The organism is Brevibacillus reuszeri, assembly GCF_001187725.1.
GTDB lineage: Bacteria > Bacillota > Bacilli > Brevibacillales > Brevibacillaceae > Brevibacillus > Brevibacillus reuszeri.
In genome coordinates, this window is sequence record NZ_LGIQ01000005.1 from 134,161 (window position 1) to 153,235 (window position 19,075).

The 19,075-nt window shown below is 47.5% G+C and carries 19 protein-coding genes; 15 read left to right on the forward strand and 4 right to left on the reverse strand.

Annotated features, from left to right (window positions below; all coding sequences use genetic code 11):
- Positions 1-56 precede the first annotated feature (56 nt).
- The gene (helD, locus tag ADS79_RS04225; protein WP_049737181.1) at positions 57-2,390 is read right to left on the reverse strand and encodes an RNA polymerase recycling motor HelD; all 2,334 of its coding nucleotides are present in this window, start codon (positions 2,388-2,390) and stop codon (positions 57-59) included.
- A 465-nt stretch (positions 2,391-2,855) separates the two neighbouring features.
- On the opposite strand from helD, the gene ADS79_RS04230 reads away from it, so the two are divergent.
- The 3 genes from ADS79_RS04230 to ADS79_RS04240 all read left to right on the forward strand — a co-directional run bounded on the left by ADS79_RS04230 (position 2,856) and on the right by ADS79_RS04240 (position 5,707).
- Complete coding sequence (locus ADS79_RS04230; RefSeq protein WP_049737182.1) at positions 2,856-3,509, forward strand: helix-turn-helix transcriptional regulator; 654 nt, start codon at positions 2,856-2,858, stop codon at positions 3,507-3,509.
- A gap of 108 nt (positions 3,510-3,617) precedes the next feature.
- Positions 3,618-4,562, forward strand: coding sequence for an alpha/beta hydrolase (locus ADS79_RS04235; protein WP_049738128.1), 945 nt, complete (start codon positions 3,618-3,620; stop codon positions 4,560-4,562).
- A gap of 68 nt (positions 4,563-4,630) precedes the next feature.
- Positions 4,631-5,707, forward strand: coding sequence for a M42 family metallopeptidase (locus ADS79_RS04240; protein ID WP_049737183.1), 1,077 nt, complete (start codon positions 4,631-4,633; stop codon positions 5,705-5,707).
- A 72-nt stretch (positions 5,708-5,779) separates the two neighbouring features.
- On the opposite strand, the gene ADS79_RS04245 is transcribed toward ADS79_RS04240, so the two are convergent.
- From ADS79_RS04245 to ADS79_RS04255, 3 genes are all read right to left on the reverse strand, one after another.
- The gene (locus ADS79_RS04245) at positions 5,780-6,538 is read right to left on the reverse strand and encodes an SDR family oxidoreductase (RefSeq protein WP_141260920.1); all 759 of its coding nucleotides are present in this window, start codon (positions 6,536-6,538) and stop codon (positions 5,780-5,782) included.
- A 243-nt stretch (positions 6,539-6,781) separates the two neighbouring features.
- A complete protein-coding gene (locus tag ADS79_RS04250; protein ID WP_049737185.1) occupies positions 6,782-7,405 on the reverse strand; it encodes a DUF6143 family protein in 624 nt (207 codons plus the stop codon).
- A 221-nt stretch (positions 7,406-7,626) separates the two neighbouring features.
- On the reverse strand, positions 7,627-8,001 hold the full coding sequence (locus tag ADS79_RS04255; RefSeq protein WP_049737186.1) for a DUF423 domain-containing protein: 375 nt from the start codon (positions 7,999-8,001) through the stop codon (positions 7,627-7,629).
- A gap of 201 nt (positions 8,002-8,202) precedes the next feature.
- On the opposite strand from ADS79_RS04255, the gene ADS79_RS04260 reads away from it, so the two are divergent.
- From ADS79_RS04260 to ADS79_RS04310, 12 genes are all read left to right on the forward strand, one after another.
- A complete protein-coding gene (locus ADS79_RS04260) occupies positions 8,203-8,385 on the forward strand; it encodes a hypothetical protein (protein WP_049737187.1) in 183 nt (60 codons plus the stop codon).
- Positions 8,386-8,635: 250 nt separating this feature from the next.
- A complete protein-coding gene (locus ADS79_RS04265) occupies positions 8,636-9,286 on the forward strand; it encodes a hypothetical protein (RefSeq protein ID WP_049737188.1) in 651 nt (216 codons plus the stop codon).
- Complete coding sequence (locus ADS79_RS04270) at positions 9,283-9,798, forward strand: accessory gene regulator ArgB-like protein (protein WP_049737189.1); 516 nt, start codon at positions 9,283-9,285, stop codon at positions 9,796-9,798. Before ADS79_RS04265 ends, ADS79_RS04270 begins: the two co-directional genes overlap by 4 nt.
- A gap of 5 nt (positions 9,799-9,803) precedes the next feature.
- Positions 9,804-9,950: an AgrD family cyclic lactone autoinducer peptide gene (locus tag ADS79_RS34110; protein WP_084765618.1), complete on the forward strand. Its 147-nt coding sequence runs from the start codon at positions 9,804-9,806 to the stop codon at positions 9,948-9,950.
- A 139-nt stretch (positions 9,951-10,089) separates the two neighbouring features.
- Entirely contained in the window at positions 10,090-11,517 is a 1,428-nt protein-coding gene (locus ADS79_RS04275) for a SpoVR family protein (RefSeq protein WP_049737190.1), read from the forward strand.
- A gap of 212 nt (positions 11,518-11,729) precedes the next feature.
- The gene (locus ADS79_RS04280) at positions 11,730-12,512 is read left to right on the forward strand and encodes an SDR family NAD(P)-dependent oxidoreductase (protein ID WP_236699877.1); all 783 of its coding nucleotides are present in this window, start codon (positions 11,730-11,732) and stop codon (positions 12,510-12,512) included.
- 33 nt (positions 12,513-12,545) lie between these two features.
- Positions 12,546-13,025 (forward strand): 2,4'-dihydroxyacetophenone dioxygenase family protein, encoded by a 480-nt coding sequence (locus ADS79_RS04285; RefSeq protein ID WP_049737192.1) that lies wholly within the window; start codon positions 12,546-12,548, stop codon positions 13,023-13,025.
- 349 nt (positions 13,026-13,374) lie between these two features.
- Complete coding sequence (locus tag ADS79_RS04290) at positions 13,375-14,043, forward strand: GntR family transcriptional regulator (RefSeq protein WP_049737193.1); 669 nt, start codon at positions 13,375-13,377, stop codon at positions 14,041-14,043.
- A gap of 170 nt (positions 14,044-14,213) precedes the next feature.
- A complete protein-coding gene (locus tag ADS79_RS04295; RefSeq protein WP_049737194.1) occupies positions 14,214-15,146 on the forward strand; it encodes a 3-hydroxyacyl-CoA dehydrogenase family protein in 933 nt (310 codons plus the stop codon).
- 69 nt (positions 15,147-15,215) lie between these two features.
- On the forward strand, positions 15,216-16,436 hold the full coding sequence (locus tag ADS79_RS04300; protein WP_049737195.1) for a M20 metallopeptidase family protein: 1,221 nt from the start codon (positions 15,216-15,218) through the stop codon (positions 16,434-16,436).
- A gap of 204 nt (positions 16,437-16,640) precedes the next feature.
- Positions 16,641-18,623, forward strand: coding sequence for a methyl-accepting chemotaxis protein (locus ADS79_RS04305; RefSeq protein ID WP_049737196.1), 1,983 nt, complete (start codon positions 16,641-16,643; stop codon positions 18,621-18,623).
- A gap of 206 nt (positions 18,624-18,829) precedes the next feature.
- Complete coding sequence (locus ADS79_RS04310; RefSeq protein WP_049737197.1) at positions 18,830-19,048, forward strand: hypothetical protein; 219 nt, start codon at positions 18,830-18,832, stop codon at positions 19,046-19,048.
- Positions 19,049-19,075: the final 27 nt, after the last annotated feature.

Genomic DNA, 19,075 nt, shown 5'->3' on the forward strand with positions numbered 1-19,075 from the left:
GTGAGTGAGTCGTCAGCCAGGTCTTTTTCGTGTAAATCGGATGTCCAGCATAGCCGCTAAGGTGTAACAGCCGCGAGAAACGGGCTCTTTTCGCCAATGTAGTAAAGATGCAGCTCATGCATGGCGCGAGTGCACGCTGTATAAAACAGCTTTCGCTCACTTTCCCGTTCATAGCAATCACTGGATGCATTGTAAATAATGACAGCGTCAAACTCTACGCCCTTGGCCAAATAGGCAGGGATGAGCAGGGTGCTTGCATCGTACGAGGTGGTTGTCGTGCCGATAAGTCGAATCGGGAGCTTCTCATGCAGGGCTTCGTAGGCAGTCTGTGCCTCCGCAGTTGTTTTGGTGATCACCGCGATTGTTTGATGACCGTTTGCGGACAGCTCCTTGATTCGTGACACGATCATGTCGGTCAGCGCTTCTTGATCGGGCGCCTCAGTCACACTTGGTTCATGTCCGTCCCGATTGAACGGCTCGATCAGCTCGCCACCCGCTACAATTTGACGGGTAAATTCCACGATGGGCCGCGTCGAACGATAGGTTTTTGTCAAAACGAACGTCTCTGTTTCCTGCGGATCATACAGCGAGCTTACGGCGTCGAAGCTGTCGCTTTGGTAGGCATGTGCGTAAATCGCCTGATTCCAATCGCCCAAGACGGTCATTTTCGCGCGTGGAAAGAGGCGCTGGATGAGAGCAAATTGAAATGGCGAGTAATCCTGTGCTTCGTCAATAAAGATGTGGCGAACGAGATTATTCGTTTGGAAGCCCTCCAGCCGCTCCTGCAAATACAAATAGGGAGGAATATCCTCATAAGCGAGCTCACCTTTTGCCAATTTTTCGAGAGTCTGCTCACAGATAACTTCCCAGTAACGAGGAAGCTCTGTTTTGGCAGGGAGTAATGACCGAAGCAAGGCAGGCTGTGAGAAAAGCTGCTGGTAGATGACAGGGGTGTCGATGAATTGCAGCACCCGAATGGACGCACGAACGGGCTGGAAATGCCGTTTGACAATCTTGGCCGCCAGCAATTCCTGTTCCCGGTCAAAATCGTCGAAGGTATCATCACGGAATTGCTTTTTCTTGCGCAGCTCTTGGTAAACGGCGGCATACGTATCTTTATCGAGCAGCTCCATTTCGTCCTCGACCCATGGCTTCGTTCGCTCGCGTTGCTCCAAAATCTTCAGCTCGCCAAGCAATTTTTTAGCCACGAGATTCATTCGATTAGGAATGGGCAGATTGGTATCGAACGAGTAAAAGATGTCCCGAATATGCTCGGCGCTGATCAGGACCTTGCCTCGAAAGATGATTGGGGAAAAGAGAATCCCTGATTGCTTGAGCTGTGATACATATTGATCAATCGCCTGCATAAACAGGACGGACGACTTCATTTGAATTCCTTCCAGACGCTCCTTGTACCCGGGCAGCTTCATCGCAGTCAGCACGTATTCCATTTGCACCAATGGGCTTTCCAGTTCAAACTGGTGGCCAAGCCGGTGCTCGGTATACTCCTGAAAGGTGGTTTGCTGCATATTTTCCTCGCCCAGCTCAGGTAAAACAGTCGATACGTAGCTGTTAAACAGCGAATTGGGGGAGAACAAAACAATCTGGTCGGCGCGTAATATCTGGCGGTAACGGTAGAGCAAATAGGCGACGCGTTGCAAGGCTGCAGAGGTTTTTCCACTCCCTGCTGCACCTGATACGATGACGAGTCGGCTGCGCTCGTTGCGGATGATGCGGTTTTGATCACGCTGGATCGTTGCCACGATGCTTTTCATTTGAGAGTCAGCCTGTTTGCCGAGCACCTCCTGCAAAAGCTCGTCGCCGATCGTAACACCAGTATCAAACATGTGGAGCAGGCGTCCATCGCGGATGACATACTGGCGCTTACCGGTCATTTCCCCAACGACAGTACCGTTCGGTGTCTCATACTGGACGGGTCCAGGCGAATAATCGTAGTACAGACTGGAAATCGGTGCGCGCCAGTCATACACGAGAAAGTCTTCTTCGTTTTCATCAAGCAAGGAGGCAATCCCCAAATAAATCGGAAAAGCGTGCTGCTCGAAATCCTCCCGAAAATCAATTCTGCCAAAATAGGGAGAGTGCAACAATCTGTTCAAGGTTCGCAACTGATTTAGGGCATGGCGATGGATACGCTCTCGCTCCGACAATACCTCAGCTTGCTGCTTGATACTGGCGTAGGTTTCCACCGCTTCTATGGCATCCTCGAAGTTGACGGTGACATCATCCCAAAAATGCTTGCGGATGTTGATGATATCAGCACCGACCTCGCCAACCTGCTCCCGAAGGCCGTCAATCCGCTTATGAATCTCTGCAATCACTTGCTCAACTCGTTGCTGCTCTTGTTGCCTGTCTTGGTCAGCCGCGTTCATGGAACCGCTCCTTTTTCTTTCCCCATTTTTGGTCGAAAGGTTTGGTTTGACAACCAACATCCGATGTGGTAAGATTATATTGGAGATAAATTGTGATGTTTCAAACTGTGTACCTAAAGACCAATTCCCATTTTAGCATAGGAAAGTTGGGCTTTCAACATGGTGGAGAACATTTTTTTGTGTTGTTATCCATAATCACATGAAACCAGCCGGAGTGCCTGTATAGGAGCTCCGTTTTTTTATGGTTATTAGCGTGTGGAAGTTCAAGGCTTTTTGATTCATGCCAGAAAAGTTTATTTTAAAGCAGGTTTTACCGTATAAATTTTTATATAAAATTGTTCATCAATCCACAATGAAAACGGTTACTGCTTATAACGATAGAATAAATTATATGAATTGCTTGAAAAATGTATCTATTCCCGTATAATCAACTGTATCAGGATACGAGTTGATGGAGTGTGAAGCATGGGCAGGCATATAGCCGAATTAAAGCGGTACATACCGGTTGCAGAAGCGATGGCGCTAACCTTCGGAAAAAACGTCGAGGTCGTTCTACATGATCTGAGTTCTCCCCAGTCTTCTGTCATTTACACCGTAAATAATCATGTCACAGGACGTGCCGTAGGACAATCGTTCAATCACCTGATCACGCAGGTTCTCCTGTCACAAAAGCTCAGTAATGATGTTGTGGCCAATTATCGTACTGAGACGGTGGATGGGCGTACGATCAAATCGACGACAGCACTGATACGAGATGTTGCAGGAGAAGCGATCGGAGCGTTTTGTATCAATATCGATATTCAGTCGCTGGTAAACACGCGTGAGTTTCTCGATGATTTTATCCGAATGGAAGAAGAAGCAGTAAAACAAGGCGAAGTGGAAGTCATCGAAAATGTGTGGGAAATAGTAGACAATCTCATTACACAGATGATTACAGAGAAGGATGCAGATGACATGGACAAGAACGAAAAGCTACATATCGTTGGGTTCATGGATAAAAAAGGTGTATTTTTGATAAAAGGTGCACTGGAGAGAGTAGCGGCAGAATTAAAAATATCCAAAGTCACGTTATACAGTTATCTGGATGAAATCCGCAGTCAAAAAAATGAGGAAGCGTGACCTCCCATTGTAATGAGTTTCAGGATGATCTGGGGTCACAGCGTGCGTGAAGATAAAACAGAATATTTCGATAAAAAATATTCAATCCAGTATGAGGAGGCAGGAAAAATGGGAGTACATCCACAAGTGCAGGCAGTGCTAAGCAGACTGGCAGAGCTGAATTTTCCTTCGATCGAGACAGCGCCCCTTTCCGAAATCAGAGAGGCGTTTTCCTATTCACGCACACAGATGAAGGAGGTAATCGCGCCTGTTGCGTCCATTGAAGACAGGACACTTGTTAGCCCGGATACAGAAATCCCGATTCGTATTTATACCCCAGAAGGACCTGGACCTCATCCTGTTCTCGTATTTTTTCACGGTGGAGGTTTTGTGCTTGGTGATCTGGATACGACGCATAACATTTGCCGCTATTTGGCATGGTCTGCGAATTGTGTGGTTGTCTCCGTCGATTATCGACTTGCTCCTGAGCATAAATTCCCGGCTGCGATGGAGGATGCATATTTCGCTACAAAGTGGGTGGCTGAAAACGCGGCGTCATTTGGGGGAGATGCTACGCGGATTGCCGTCGGCGGCGAAAGTGCAGGAGGAAACCTGGCTGCGGTCGTCTCGCTACTGGCGAGGGACGGGGGAGGACCTGCGATTATTTATCAGCTGCTGATTTATCCTGCGGTTTATTTTGGTTTAGACTCACAATCTTGCATCGAATGCGGCAACAAATACAATTTGACTGTGGATGAGATGGTTTGGTTCCGCGATCATTATTTGAACGGTCCTGATGATGAAAAGAATCCGCTTGTAGCTCCACTTTTGGCGAGCGATCTGAGCGGATTGCCCCCTGCTTTGGTGGTCACAGCAGAGTTTGATCCGATTCGTGATGATGGCGAAGCGTATGCAGCACGTTTAGTCGAGCATGGTGTAAAGGCCACTGCAATCCGTTATGAGGGTATGGTGCATACCTTTCTCAATTTTTCGGGAGAAGTAGATCAGAGCAAGACTGCTCTGGATGAGATTGCCGCGGGGCTGCGAAATGCCTTTTTGCCAGGAGAGAAATAGAAAAAACGTCTCAATCGCTTGAAGAAGGACGAAAGAGAATTCATTTCTGGAGTTGGGGAGGGGCTTTCATGGACGGATTGGAGCAACTGGGAAAACGGTTAGCAGAGCTGGATGCGATTCCTGGGGTGTCTGGCGATGAAGAACGAGTAGCTGCCTATATGCAAAAAGAGCTGCGCCCCTGCGTAGATGATTTCTATGAAGATGCTCTCGGCAATCAGGTATTTGTGAAACGGGGAAGCAATGCCGAGCAGAAGATCATGCTCTGCGCTCATATGGACGAAATCGGATTTGTCGTGAATCATATCGATGAAAAAGGATTTGTGTCCTTTTTACCCGTTGGCTATCATGATAGTCGCATGGTCATGAATCAGGTGCTCGCGATTCATACAGATCAGGGGCAGATACTCGGGATCACGGGGAGCAAGCCTGCACATCTTGTATCCGAAGAGGAATCGAAGCTTGCGATTCCTATGGAGGAGCTGTATCTGGATGTCGGTACCACGAATCGGGAAGCAACGCTTGCGCTCGGCGTTCAGGTCGGCGATTACATCACCTTCCACCGGAGGGGCCAGTTTTTGAATGGCAGCACGATGTATACGGGAAAATCCGTTGATAATCGAGCGGGCTGCACAGTGATGATCGAGGTCATGAAGCGACTCGCGGCGAAATCCATTGGTCCCACGGTATATGCGGTAGCATCGGTACAGGAAGAGGTGGGCTTGCGTGGAGCAGGCACGGCAGCGTACGCGATTCAACCTGATGTAGCGCTGGCATTGGATGTGGCTTTATCAGGCGGCACACCAAGAATGGACGAAAAAATCAGCCCGATTGCAATCGGCAAAGGGCCAGTCATTTTGTTTTACGAATGGGAACCGAGCACGGGAGCGGGTAACAACGTGCCGAAACGGTTAACCCGAAAGCTGGTCGAAGCGGCAGAGCGCTATTCGATTCCATACCAGCGGGGCGTCGGTCTTGGAGGATCGACGGATGCGTATACGATGAGTATTTCTGGCAGGGGAGCGGTCACCGGATGCGTCTCTGTTCCTTCGCGCTATATTCATTCTGCGACAGGGATGGTCCAGCTGGAGGATATTGAATACACCATTCAATTAGTCGAGTCGTTTATTGAGGGATACCAAAAATAATAAAGGAAGGTTGCTGGACGATTATCCTGCAACCTTCTTGTTTTTGTATGGACCATAGGTACGCTGTGTGCGCTAAATAAAGCTTGTTTTCCCGCCTGTTACGGGAATGACCGCCCCTGTTATGAAATCAGACTTCTCTTGCGTGAGAAACTCGACGACCCGCGCAATGTCCTCGCCCGTTCCCAGTCGACCGATTGGCGTATTGTTGTTATCCAGTCCGGCGACATCTGCTATACTCGCTTCTTTCCATGGATGAACGATATCCCCGAGATTGACCATATTCACGGTAATCCCATGAGGTGCTTCTTCAATTGCCAGGCTTTTGGTCAGCGAAACCAAGCCTGTCTTTGCAGCGGCATAGGCTGCCCGCTGTGACCAGCCAGGAGCTGTCTCCGCCAGATGATAACCGAAATTAATGATGCGCCCCCACTTTTTTTGCCGCATGAGTGGGACGATGCGTTTTGCCAGATAAAAGACAGAGCTTAAATTGCCATCCACCATATATTTCCATTCGTCCAAATCATAGTCTACGAGATTTTTATAGTCAAATACGAACGGTCCGGCATTATTGATCAGGACGTCAATGGTGGAAAATTGTTCGAGGGCATGATCAACGAGTTCATTTACATCGTCGATGCTCGCGACATCGCCTTTGATACAGAGCGTTTTCACGTGGTAGTGCTCCTCTACATAGGTGGCTACTGCTTTAGCCTCTTTTTCATTTGACCGGTAGTTAATGACGAGATCATATTGATGCTTTGCCATTTCACGTACGATCCGATTGCCAATCCCAGTGGCTCCACCAGTGATTAAAGCTACTTTTCTACTCAACATCTCACCCTATTCTGGTTTCATTACCATTACTATTATGAAGCAATGCTTTGCGCATATTCGATTTGGATAAAAAGAAATCGGTTTGCTCTTCCGTGCGATTCCGGCATAAAAGACAATTCACATCTTACTTTATTACTTCATCCGTTAGCATAAATCCTTTTGCATAGAAGGAAAAGGGGATAATTGTACGCAAGAGAGCTGCGAGCAAAACAAAAAACCGCTCGCGCAAGCGGTTTTCCATTACCCGAATCCAGGTTGTTCCCACCAATCGACGGAGAAAAAGAAGGACGTGGCTTCTTCCGACTGCGGCGCATAAACCATCAATGCCATTCCGGGGCCGAGAATCCATTGTCCATTTGCATGACCCTCTATCGTCGTCATTGGTGGAACGATACGTGTAGAGACTGCGATGCCCTCTCGCGTAATGTCGCCACCGCTACGGCCAAAGAGGAGTTGACCCTGTGCAGCCGGACAAGGCGGCGGCTGGACAAAGCCAGATGTCACCTGCTGCGAGGTTTTGCCACCAACGATGGATTCTGCTTTTCCGAACCATATATGAATGGTGAGAGGCTGCGCAGAGCTGTTTGTGATCGACCAGTTTTGGACGTAGAGAAGAGAATGGGAGCGCAGTGGATTGCTCAAAGCTCCGAAGCCCTGATCGTTGTCATTGGCGACGATCCTTTCGGTTTGCCCCATGTAGTATTTGCTTTGGGACGCCATCGACATGGCATAGGGAACGTGGACATTCATGGGTATTTGTTCTGGTGCAGGCGGGGTAGGAAAAGGATAGTATCCCATCTGCATGTATACATCTGGCATGCCGTAAAAGTAGGAGGACGGCCTGCTATAGGAGGGCTTTGTCATGGGCTAATGCTCCTTTTGGGATGTGCTAGCCCTGTAGTATATGGCAATCGTACAGCTAGGGTGCGGTTGCACGAAACACCTCGGGAGAAAAGATGTCAACCCCCGCCTCCAAAAGCACGCGAACCGCTTCTCTGATCGGCAGGCGACCCTTTCCTCGCAAAAGAAAAGCGCCCGAATCAACTGCTTTGTGCAGGGATTGGGCGCTCGCTTATGACATCATATTAAGAGACTGATTTCCAAGCATGAATGGCGAGCAGGGCCCAGCCGATGAGGAACAGCAAGCCGCCAATCGGTGTGATCGCCCCGAGGACCTTGATTCCAGTCATAGCCAATGTATACAGGCTTCCTGAGAAGATCAGCGTTCCAGCGACAAAGCACCATCCAGCCCACACCAGTCCAGAGGATTCCGGATACCATTTGAGCAGCAAGGCAACCAGCACGAGAGCCAGGGCGTGTGTCGTCTGGTAGGTAACGCCTGTATGGAAGATCCCTATCGAATACTCATCCAGCTTTTCCTTAAGGGCATGGGCACCAAAAGCGCCAAGCGCAACAGAAAGAAAGCCGCTGATACTCCCAATCATCAAAAACAATTTCACGAGTGAGTCACTCCCCTTTTACATTCAAACCTACACCTGTGTCCGATATCTATTTTACCGTAACTGGACTACCCTTGCCCAATTGCAATTTGATGAACGAGGTTTGGACTCGCGTACAGACCGCTTGTCAACTCCGGACATAAATTGAAGTATCACAGCGGACACACTGTCAACCGCTGGGGCGGGAGGTGAAAAACGGACATGAATAAATGGCTCTCTCTTGCTGGTGGTCTTGTTGGCGGATACGCTTTGCTCAAAACACCGTTGGATGGTACATTTCTGAACGGATTGAATCCGTTGGTTGATGGAATTGGCCTGATTGCCATGCTGGTCTTCTCGGGTGCTCTTATCTATACAGGTGTACGCGACTGGTTCCAGCGCTAAAAAGGGATGTATACCCGATTGCACAGACAAAGGTGTCTCCTTAGGGGGATGCCTTTTTCCCTGCGTAAAAAAGACCATGTTTTTTCGTATTTTTTCGCTAGATAAGTAGAATAGTCTGAATCTAGCTTTGTCAATTCTGCAACTTTTTGGTAAAAAAGTCATAAAATTATGATTTGGCGCCATCGTTCGACAGTATCTGTAAAAAATATACAGTATACTGTGGATAGCTAAAGGAGGATTATTGATAAACATGGAAATTATTTTGTTTGTCGTTGGTTCTGTTTTAGAATATATGGCTATCTTTGCTTTTCTATTTTCTCTTATCAAATCAGGATCTCGAGAGTATTTCACAGAAATTTTTATCTCGTGCTTGATGCTCACATTCGTCTCCTTTGCCATGAGATATGGCTTTCAACTAGAAAAATACTCCTCCTTTGTGCAGATTGCTATCTTCTCCCTCTTACTTCGTAGTGTTTTTCACTTCCATTTACTCTATTCCATTCTATTGAGCTCCATTTATGTCATCTATGGTTTTTGGCAAGTGTTTGTTGTTCTAAGCGTTCTCGAATGGCTGAACATCGTGTCTCTCGAGCAAGTACTTAGCAGAGAGGGGCCGTATTATATTTTGCAGGCCATTACGATCCTATCTGTTTTTTTCATGGCAAAAGGCATCCGCTCACTCGTTCCTGGATTCGATATCCCCCATGGAAAAGCTGTCGTATTTAAGAACAAGATGAATTTTATTTTGCTTGGACTCGTTGTCAGCCTCATTTTCATTTTTAGCATGGGCTACTATTTGCTCATTACGGGTGGGAATGGCAGTGAGATCATCGTGATGCTGGCATTGTCGCTGTTCATCATTATCATTTTTTCATACATAATTGCGAGGCGAGCACATTGATAGAAGCGATCGCATTAAGAATTGCTACAGGTATTAAAAGGATAAATCCAGAGGTACCTCAATCAGTTGAGAGGATGGAGTATGCGTTAATCATTTTGTTAAATGGCGTGACGGTCATCATAGCTTCCTTGCTCATCGGGGCGATCTTAGGGACCTTGAAAGCAACCATCATTTTTTTAGTCGCATTTGCCCTATTGCGGCAAGTCTCTGGCGGCTACCATTTGTCTTCTGCACTTGGATGTGCAATCGTATCAATCACGCTGGCTGCAGTCGTTCCCCTCATACCTGTAACGGACAAGCTCTGCCAAATCATGAGTGGGATCAGCCTGATTCTTGTCGCTTGGTTCGCCCCATCCAAAATCGAAAATCAATCGCGAATTCCCAGCAAGTATTATCCGCTGTTAAAAGCGATTTCCATTGCGATAGTTCTGGCGAGTGTGTTTATTGCATGGCCGATCATCACTAAGGCTCTGTTTGTACAATCCCTTTTTTTAATCAGGAAAAGGAGGTGAAAAATATGCGGAAAATGATGGAGAAAATGACCAAAGCAGCTACGTTTGGATTTGCAAGCTTCTTGTCAGTTGTTGCTGTTACTACCGTCAATGTAGCCTCTCCTTGGCTCACGAACAGCCCAAAGGTTCCTAATGAATTGCTCAAAAAGTAAGGGGAAAGGCGCGGAATGCGCCTTTTTTTTCTTTTTCGGGAAATGTGCGAATCACTACTTTTTGGAGAAAATCTGGCTTCTTTTGCACGCGTTCCCCATATACATATTGTAGGCTTTGGCAAATGGGGGGGGAACGGCCTTGACCAGCGACGAGCGCAAAGAGCTTGAGCGATCGATTGATGAGATTACGGAAATCGCCAAGGGCTTCAACTTGGATTTTTATCCGATGCGATACGAGATTTGCCCAGCGGACATTATTTATACGTTCGGAGCGTACGGAATGCCGACGAGATTCTCGCATTGGAGCTTCGGAAAAAGCTTTTATCGGATGAAACTGCAGTACGATCTCAACCTGAGCAAAATTTACGAGCTGGTGATTAACTCCAATCCGTGCTACGCGTTTTTGCTGGATGGCAACTCGCTGATCCAAAACAAGCTGATCGTCGCCCACGTACTGGCGCACTGCGACTTTTTCAAAAACAATATGCGTTTTTCCAATACCAATCGAGACATGGTAGAGAGCATGGCTGCCAGCGGAGAGCGGATTCGGCAGTATGAGATTGAGCACGGAAAAGAAGCGGTAGAAAACCTGCTGGATGCCAGTCTTGCCGTTCAGGAGCACATCGATCCCAGTCTGCTCCGACCGAAACTGCGATGGAAAAAAGAAGGGGATGTCTCACCCAAAAAGTCAAAGGGAGATAGGTCCGCCTCTCCATACGATGATTTATGGGGATTGGACCGAAGCGAGAAGCAGGAAGCGGCTGATCAAACCAAAGCGGTCCGCAAATTCCCGCCTGCTCCGGAGAAGGACTTATTGCTGTTTATTATGGAGTACAGCACTGTGCTAGAGGATTGGCAGCGTGATGTGCTGACGATTATTCGAGACGAGATGCTGTATTTCTGGCCACAGCTCGAGACGAAGATCATGAACGAAGGCTGGGCGACCTACTGGCATATGCGTATCCTGCGGGAAATGGAGCTAACAGAAGCGGAGACGATTGAGTTTGCCAAGCTGCATTCTTCTGTCATCCAGCCATCGACGACCAGTATTAATCCGTATCATCTCGGCCTTAAAATTTTGGAGGATATTGAAAAGCGATGGGATAATCCGACCAAAGAAGAGCAAGAGCGCTACGGCCGCAAGCCAGGAGAAGGTCGTGCCAAAATTTTTGAAGTACGGGAGCTGGAATCAGACATCAGTTTTATCAGCAATTTCCTGACCAAGGATTTGGTGAGCGATCTGGATTTGTATATGTTCGGCAAGCAGGGCAATGAATGGGTCGTGGCCGAGAAGCAGTGGGAGCAGGTACGTGACGGGCTGGCTGGCACAAGAGTCAACGGAGGCTTTCCATACGTGCTCGTTCACGATGGAGATTATTTACGTTCAGGGGAGCTTTTGCTGAAGCATCATTTTGAGGGGCTTGAGCTGGACGTCAAATACGTGGAGAAGACATTGCCGTACGTCTACACGCTTTGGGGGAAAAATGTTCATCTGGAGACGATTGTGGAGGATCGGCAGGTCTTGTTCACGTACGATGGCAAGAAGGTACATCGGAGATTTTTATAAAAGAAGAGGAAAGAAGGATGCCGTATCCTTGGCGATTCTGCCGGGTACGGTTATTTTTTTGTTTATACAAAAGCGAAATATTGAAAAAATTCATTGACAGCTGATGAGGTGGGCGAGTATGATAACCATGAAAAGATCAACTGATACATCAGATATCAGATTTTAGATGATCGTCAGCAAAAGGACTAATGTCTTTTAAAGGAGGGATTCCGTTGGAAAAGAGACGTACAGCGATTGTTACAGGCGGGGCCTCTGGTTTGGGCCATGCCGTGGTGAAGCGGTTTATCGATAAAGGATATGCAGTTGCCATGGTGGATGTGGCCGAGGAAAAAGGAAAAGAGCTGGCAAACCAGCTCAGTGAAAAAGGGGCAGAAGTCCACTTCATCGGGGGAGATGTAACAGATCAAGGGCAGGCTCGCGATATTGCCAAAAGGGCGTTCGATGTTTTGGGGGACATCCACATCCTGGTGAATGCAGCTGGTATTATCAGACGTACTCCAGCGACGGACGTCAAGGACACAGAGCTGCTCGCCGTGCTGCAAGTAAACCTGAATGGCACTGTCTATATGTGCCAGGCCGTTCAGCCGTATATGGCCCAAGCCGAGGATGGGGCGATTGTTAATTTCAGCTCCATGCTTGCTCATTATGGCAGCGAAAATCTGCTTTCGTACGCCGCCTCCAAAGGGGGAATTGTGCAGGTCACCAAATCACTCGCCGTATCGTGGGCCAAGTATGGCATCCGAGTCAATTCGGTCAGCCCGGGCTACATCGAAACGCCGTTATCGTCTGGAGCTACCCAAAACCCAGCGTTCCGCGAGCGGATTTTATCTCGCACACCGCAGGGCAGATACGGCAAGCCGGAGGAAGTGGCAGCCGTTATCGACTTTCTCACCTCGCGTGAGGCCAGCTTTGTAACCGGTGTCGTGCTTCCGATTGATGGCGGACTACTTGCAGGCGACCCGATGCTTTATCCACCCGCAACACCTATTGCTTAACCTATAAATCCGATAAAAAGTGAGGGATTGGAAATGACAATGACTTTGAATCAATTTACCGAAATGATGCAGCTCCCAGATCAGGCAATTGACAGCACAGAAATTCCATGGATTCCACAAACAGATCGTGTATGGTTCAAGCCGGTGCGCTTCGATCTGTCCACAGGCAGCTGGATTAACCTGCTGAAAGTAAAGCCAGGTGGAGCAGTAAACCGCCATCGTCATTCGGGTGGACAAGTTATGGCGTTTACACTACAGGGTGAGTGGCGCTATTTGGAAAGAGAGTGGGTAGCGAAACCAGGCACATTCGTTTACGAGCCGCCAGGCGATATCCATACTCTCGTCGTGGATGGGGAAGAAGAAATGATTACGCTGTTTATGCTCCAGGGTGTGATTCAATATTTGGATGACAACGACCAGATTACGTATCAGGACGATGTATTTACCAAGCTGAAGCTGTACAAGGAATACTGCGAGAAGCACAATATTCCGATGAAAGACCTGCAATTTTAAACGAATCTTTAAGCCTTTTACGACGCGAAAGAAGCCTCTTCGCGTCGTTTTCCTGAACGTATAAGAAATGATAAGCGCGACACTTATGAATTCTGAAGCGCAAGGAACTTTCCGCTAAAAAACGTGGTCGCTCCTCCTTGTGCAAGCCTCGATAGAAGTGGTCTTGTGTAGGCGCAGGTAGGCATCTGGTGTGATTCGTTATTCTTTGGTTGTTGACTACCTGTTCTTTTGATTATACTGGGGGAGATTCCCAAATGGTTGGAAGCTCCTGTAGCGAAAGCGTTTGCAAGGAGATGGGAGAGAGAATATGAATCTGTTACAATAAAGATGAAATAAGGATTGAAGGATGATGGGATTGGGCAAAACAGGGATGTTTGATAATTTAAATCTGCATGAGAGAGTCTATCTCTATTTACGAGACAAAATCGTCCACAATAGCTTAAAGCCTGGTTCGCGCATTGACTATGATGAGCTCATGGCTGAACTGGGGGTTAGTCGCACGCCAGTGCGGGATGCCTTAAATAGACTGCAGATTGACAACTTGATAGAAGTGAGGCCACGGTCTGGTACTTTTGTCAGCACGCCCAATAAAAAAGCCATCGAAGACCTCTATAATGTACGAAAGCCACTGGAGTCTACTGCGGTAGAACTGGCAGCACCACATCTTTCCGATGAAAGCTACCTCGCTCTCCTGGAAGAGGCAGAGCGGGCAGAGGTAGAGCTCAAGAAGGGCAACCCGGATGTCTTTTTTGCTCACGACCGCCATTTTCATCGTACGCTGATCAGTCATTCCGATAACTCCAGACTGATCGCCATCATGGATTCGCTAGAGGTACAGGTCAAATGGTTCGGGATTATTATGACCAAAAATTTGGACAGGCCGTATCGAGCAATTGAAATGCACAAAAGCATCGTACATGCTATGAGAGACAACAAGATTGATGAAGCAAGACAATTGATGGAGCTGCATATCGAGGAAGTCAAACAGGACATCATGAGTGATTTTCCGACAGAGTAGGATGACAAAGGCCATTTTCCAGCGAGGGAGATGGCTTTTCTGTATGAAGAAAGAAAAGCACTTTTACTTTTCTCTCGATTAAGCAGGAACAAACCTCCCATCTATGGAAAGGTTTATTATTCAATGAATGGCATAGTGGCATAGTGGCATAGGAAAGGAGGATGCGCTGCATGACAAAACAAGTAGCAGTGATCGGCTCAGGCGTCATGGGACATGGAATCGCAGAGGCGTATGCACTGGCTGGTTTTGCGGTTGCTTTATATGATTTGCAGGATGAGTTTTTACTCAAAGCCAAAAAGAGTGTGGAGCAAAGCCTGTCACTGCTCGTAGCAGAACAAGTGATTACGGAGCAGGCAAAGCATGAGACGCTGGAACGAATTCAGTTGACGACGGATTTGTCGCAGGCGGTAGCAGAAGCAGACTTCATTACGGAAGCAATTCCTGAAGTGATTGAGCTCAAATGGGAGTTGTTTGCACAGCTGGAGGAATACGCCAAGCCGGATGCGATCATCGCTTCGAATACGTCCACGTTTGCCATTTCGCGTTTGATTGAAAAAGCGAAAAATCCGCATCGATTTATTATTACGCATTTTTTCAATCCGGCACAGCTCGTACCGCTGGTTGAAATTGTACGCCATGAAGCAACCTCTGAGGAAGTAGTGGGCATGACCCAAGCGCTCATGAAGCAAATCGGCAAATCGCCCGTCTTGCTGAAAAAAGACGTTCCTGGTTTTATTGCCAATCGTCTGCAAGCAGCACTGATGCGCGAAGCCTTTTCCTTGGTGGATGCAGGAGTTGCCGATGCAAATGAAATCGATACGGTCATGAAGGATGGCATCGGGTTTCGCTGGGCGTTTGTCGGTCCGATTGAAACGGCTGATTTTGGCGGTCTAGATACATGGAAGCGGGTCATGGATAATTTGGCACCTGTACTGGATCAATCCAAAAGTGCTCCGGCATTGATTGAGGAAAAGGTCGCAAAAGGCGAGCTGGGAACCAAGACAGGAGCGGGGATTTACTCCTACGCTGACATGTCTGTGGAAAAAAAGCTGCATAAGCGTGATGAGCAATTCATTCGCTTGAGCAAAATGAAGCAGGACTGAAAAATTCAAAAAAATATGACAAGTTGATGCGGTTCATTATAAATTCTCGTAGAGAAAGGCTGATGAAACATGAAAGAATTATTGCAGCAGCTTCACGTCGCAGTAGAAGAGCTAGAAGCAGAGATGGTTGCGATTCGCAGAGATTTGCATCGTCACCCGGAGCTGTCGTTCCACGAGGTTCGGACTCCTGCACTGATTGCCGAATATTTGGAGACACTTGGCATCGAGGTGAGAAGAAATGTAGGCGGACGAGGTGTTGTCGGTACGCTAAAAGGCGGCAAACCGGGGAAAACGGTCGCGCTGCGGGCAGATTTTGACGCCCTTCCTATCCAGGATGAAAAAGACGTGGAGTACCGCTCGACTATTCCCGGTGTGATGCATGCGTGCGGACACGACGGGCACACAGCAGCTTTGCTTGGAACTGCAAAAGTGCTCGCGAAATATCGGGATCAGCTACCGGGGACGGTTGTCTTTATCCATCAGTTTGCGGAAGAGCTCGCGCCAGGAGGAGCAAGACCGATGATTGAGGACGGCTGCCTGGACGGAGTCGATGTCATTTACGGATGCCACCTGCAGAGCACGATGCCGTTTGGTCATGTGTATTATCGCGAAGGCTACATCCAGGCTGCTGCTGACAAATTCACGATTACGATAAAAGGAAAAGGTGGTCATGGAGCGATCCCGCATGAAACCGTCGATCCGATCATCATCGGCTCGCAAATTGCCATGAACCTGCAAACCATCGCGAGCAGGAGAGTTGATCCATTGAAACAGCTGGTTGTTTCGATCGGGTCCTTCCATGCAGGAGATGCATTTAATGTGATTCCGGAATCTGCTGTCCTGACGGGAACTGTGCGTACGTACGATCCAGAAGTGAGGGACACCGCAGAGCAGTCCTTGATTAAAATCGCGACCACGGTGGCGCTGGCCAATGATGCAGTTGCAGAGGTCGACTATGCACGGGGCTACGACGCGCTGTACAATCATCCCGAGGAAACAAGGCTCGCACAAGAGGCACTCACCAGCGTTGAGGGAGTAAATGTAGTGGAGACACCGCCTATCATGCCGGGAGAGGATTTTTCCTATTACACACAAAAAGTGCCAGGCAGCTTCTTTTTTACGGGAGCCCAAATGGAGAATCCGGCAGATGTCTATCCACATCACAATGCTAAATTTGATTTTGATGAGCGTGCCATGGCCATTTCCGCGAAAGGATTTTGCTCCATCATTTTAGCCTACCAGCAAAAGCATGCGAGCGAAGCAGAGGAAGGCGCTGTTTACTCAAACTAAGCGCATAAGAAAAACGAATGGCTTGATTCCACGGAAGAGATTTGCCGGGGCATCAAGCTTTCTTTTGTGTCTGAACTGAAAACGATTTTAGTATATTTACAATAATTTTACTAAAGCTTCGTAAGTCACTAACCGATATTAGACATTGGGATTTATTTCTACTCTTATACTCCCTAATACAACCAAGAAAGAAGATGACGACAAATGAAGCTATGGCAGCGTAAGTGGTTCAGAAGCAATTTCAAAACGAAATTAATATCAGCTTTTTTATTGATATTGATTGTTCCTTCACTCGTGATTGGAACATTGGCTTACAACACAGCCAAACGCGAAATTGAAGCACAAATCATGAAAAGTGCCAGTGACAATGTGAATTTGGTCGATTCGATTATCGATAATACCATTGAGCCAAAGATGAAGGATGCAGACTACCTCGCGACGCTCATCAAGGAAAGCCAGTATACACAAGCGGAAGCCTCCGAGGTGCAGGACTATTTAGATCTCTATATGGGCATGCATCCAGAGACAGCGAGTATTAGTGTGGGGACCGAAGCCGGAAAATATATTCGATCACCAAAGCAAGAGGTAAAGGCTGATTTTGATCCGCGTACACGAGACTGGTATATAAAAGCGATGGAGAATAAAGGAGCAGCTATCATTACCGAGCCTTACATATCCTCCGTTACCGGCAATGTTGTTCTAACCATTGCCAAGGCGACTACTGACGGCTCAGGTGTCGTAGCGATTACACTCGGGATTGAACAAATCAAAGACGTTTCTACAGCGGTGAAAATTGGTACCAACGGCTATATTATGATTTTGGATAAAAACAAGAAGTTTGTGGTACACCCGATGATGGCAGCAGGAACAGATACGACGGAAAGCTTTTACGATCAGCTTTATCAAGAGAATGAGGGAAAATTGAAGTATGAGCTGGGCCAGAAAGAAAATGAGATGTTCTTCACCACAAACAAAGTGACAGGCTGGAAAGTAGCCGGTGCGATGTATACGTCTGAGGTTGACGAGTCAGCACAGCCAATTTTTACGAACACATTTTTAACCATCGTGATTTGCATGTTGGCTGGTGGTAGCCTCATGACGATTATTTTGCGCTCGATCATCCAATCGATTCGTACGATTAAGGTCAATGCTGTTCGGGTAAGCGAAGGTGTCTTGACGGAAAAGATCGAGGTTCGTTCCCACGATGAAATTGGTGAGCTGGGACATGCATTCAATACGATGCAGGACAATCTGCGTACGCTTATTCAGGACGTGGAAGCAAGAGCGGAGCTGGTAGCAGCATCATCAGAGCAGCTGACAGCCAGTGCAGAACAAACAAGCAGTGCTACAGAGCTGGTAGCAACCGCGGTGCAGGAAGTCGCAGCCAGCGCGGAAAAGCAAACGGCAGGTATCGATCATAATGTAGATTCCTTACAAGAAATTTCTACAGGGGTTACCCGTATCGTCGAGAGTGTCCATCTCTTATCTGATCTTTCCAACCACACCACGAATCAAGCCAATGAAGGCGGTAATTCTGTTAACCTGGTCATGGGCCAGATGAACTCGATTCACGAATCTGTGGAGAAATCCGATCAGATGATCAAATCGCTGTATGATCGCTCCAAAGAAATCAGCAGCATCTCTGAAGTAATCAGTGGAATATCGCAGCAAACGAATCTACTGGCACTGAATGCAGCGATAGAAGCGGCGCGAGCTGGTGAGCATGGAAAAGGCTTCGCTGTCGTAGCTACAGAGGTGCGTCTGTTGGCTGAGCAGTCCCAAGAATCAGCCAAACAAATCTCGGAATTGATTACGGAAATTCAAAAAGAAACAAAAGAGTCTGTGGAAAATATGGAAAAGGTCAAGCAAGATGTAGCGAACGGTCTGGAGCTGTCTACCAATACGATCCACAAGTTCGAGCAAATCATGGAAAGTACAAAGCAAACGACCCCGCATATTGATGAAGTTTCTGTGGTCGCACAACAAATCGTGGCCGCCGTTCAGGAAGTCAAGGAAACGGCGAATCAGCTGGCGATGATTGCAAAAGGAAATGCAGAAACAGCGGAGGAAGTAGCTGCTTCGACTGAGGAACAGCTCGCGTCGATGCAAGAAATCTCGGCTTCTGCACAATCTCTCTCGGCACTGTCTGAGGAATTAAAGGTACTAATCAATAAATTTACGTATTAATCAGGAAAGGCAATCGTGAACCTGAACAAGCAAAAAGTCCTGCTCTTTGGAATGGAGACAGGGCTTTTGCCTTTTCACTGGGACAAGTGTTACTGGATATCCACCCGTTTTTGGTTGCATTGTAATGGTTTGCGTACTATGATAACAGCAAGAACGGGTATTCCATTGCTACCACATGAATGCTCGTCACCAAAGGAGTGAAAAACATGGCAAAAAGCAGTGCGCGCAAGCAGCGTGAAAAGCTGGAGAGGGAAGGTAAGCGAAACCCGGATCAAAACAGAAGCATCTTTGCTTTCGCAGACCTGAGATCGAAACAAACGAAAACAAAAACGGAAAAACTCCGTCAGCAAAAGCACAAAAGGTCGTATTCCTATCAACAGGAAGATGGCCTTTTTTATTTGGTCGTTGCGAGCTTGCAGTCATAGTTCCTGCCCATTTTCGGTGAAAAATGT

Coding starts and splice junctions, on each gene's coding strand:
- ADS79_RS04260 (WP_049737187.1), top strand. CDS start 8,203: ATGAATAAATGGCTCTCTCTTGCTGGTGGTCTTGTTGGCGGATACGCT.
- ADS79_RS04295 (WP_049737194.1), top strand. CDS start 14,214: ATGACAAAACAAGTAGCAGTGATCGGCTCAGGCGTCATGGGACATGGA.
- ADS79_RS04285 (WP_049737192.1), top strand. CDS start 12,546: ATGACAATGACTTTGAATCAATTTACCGAAATGATGCAGCTCCCAGAT.
- ADS79_RS04300 (WP_049737195.1), top strand. CDS start 15,216: ATGAAAGAATTATTGCAGCAGCTTCACGTCGCAGTAGAAGAGCTAGAA.
- ADS79_RS04235 (WP_049738128.1), top strand. CDS start 3,618: ATGGGAGTACATCCACAAGTGCAGGCAGTGCTAAGCAGACTGGCAGAG.
- ADS79_RS04290 (WP_049737193.1), top strand. CDS start 13,375: ATGGGATTGGGCAAAACAGGGATGTTTGATAATTTAAATCTGCATGAG.
- ADS79_RS04230 (WP_049737182.1), top strand. CDS start 2,856: ATGGGCAGGCATATAGCCGAATTAAAGCGGTACATACCGGTTGCAGAA.
- ADS79_RS04310 (WP_049737197.1), top strand. CDS start 18,830: ATGGCAAAAAGCAGTGCGCGCAAGCAGCGTGAAAAGCTGGAGAGGGAA.
- ADS79_RS34110 (WP_084765618.1), top strand. CDS start 9,804: ATGCGGAAAATGATGGAGAAAATGACCAAAGCAGCTACGTTTGGATTT.
- ADS79_RS04250 (WP_049737185.1), bottom strand. CDS start 7,405: ATGACAAAGCCCTCCTATAGCAGGCCGTCCTCCTACTTTTACGGCATG.
- helD (WP_049737181.1), bottom strand. CDS start 2,390: ATGAACGCGGCTGACCAAGACAGGCAACAAGAGCAGCAACGAGTTGAG.
- ADS79_RS04305 (WP_049737196.1), top strand. CDS start 16,641: ATGAAGCTATGGCAGCGTAAGTGGTTCAGAAGCAATTTCAAAACGAAA.
- ADS79_RS04265 (WP_049737188.1), top strand. CDS start 8,636: ATGGAAATTATTTTGTTTGTCGTTGGTTCTGTTTTAGAATATATGGCT.
- ADS79_RS04240 (WP_049737183.1), top strand. CDS start 4,631: ATGGACGGATTGGAGCAACTGGGAAAACGGTTAGCAGAGCTGGATGCG.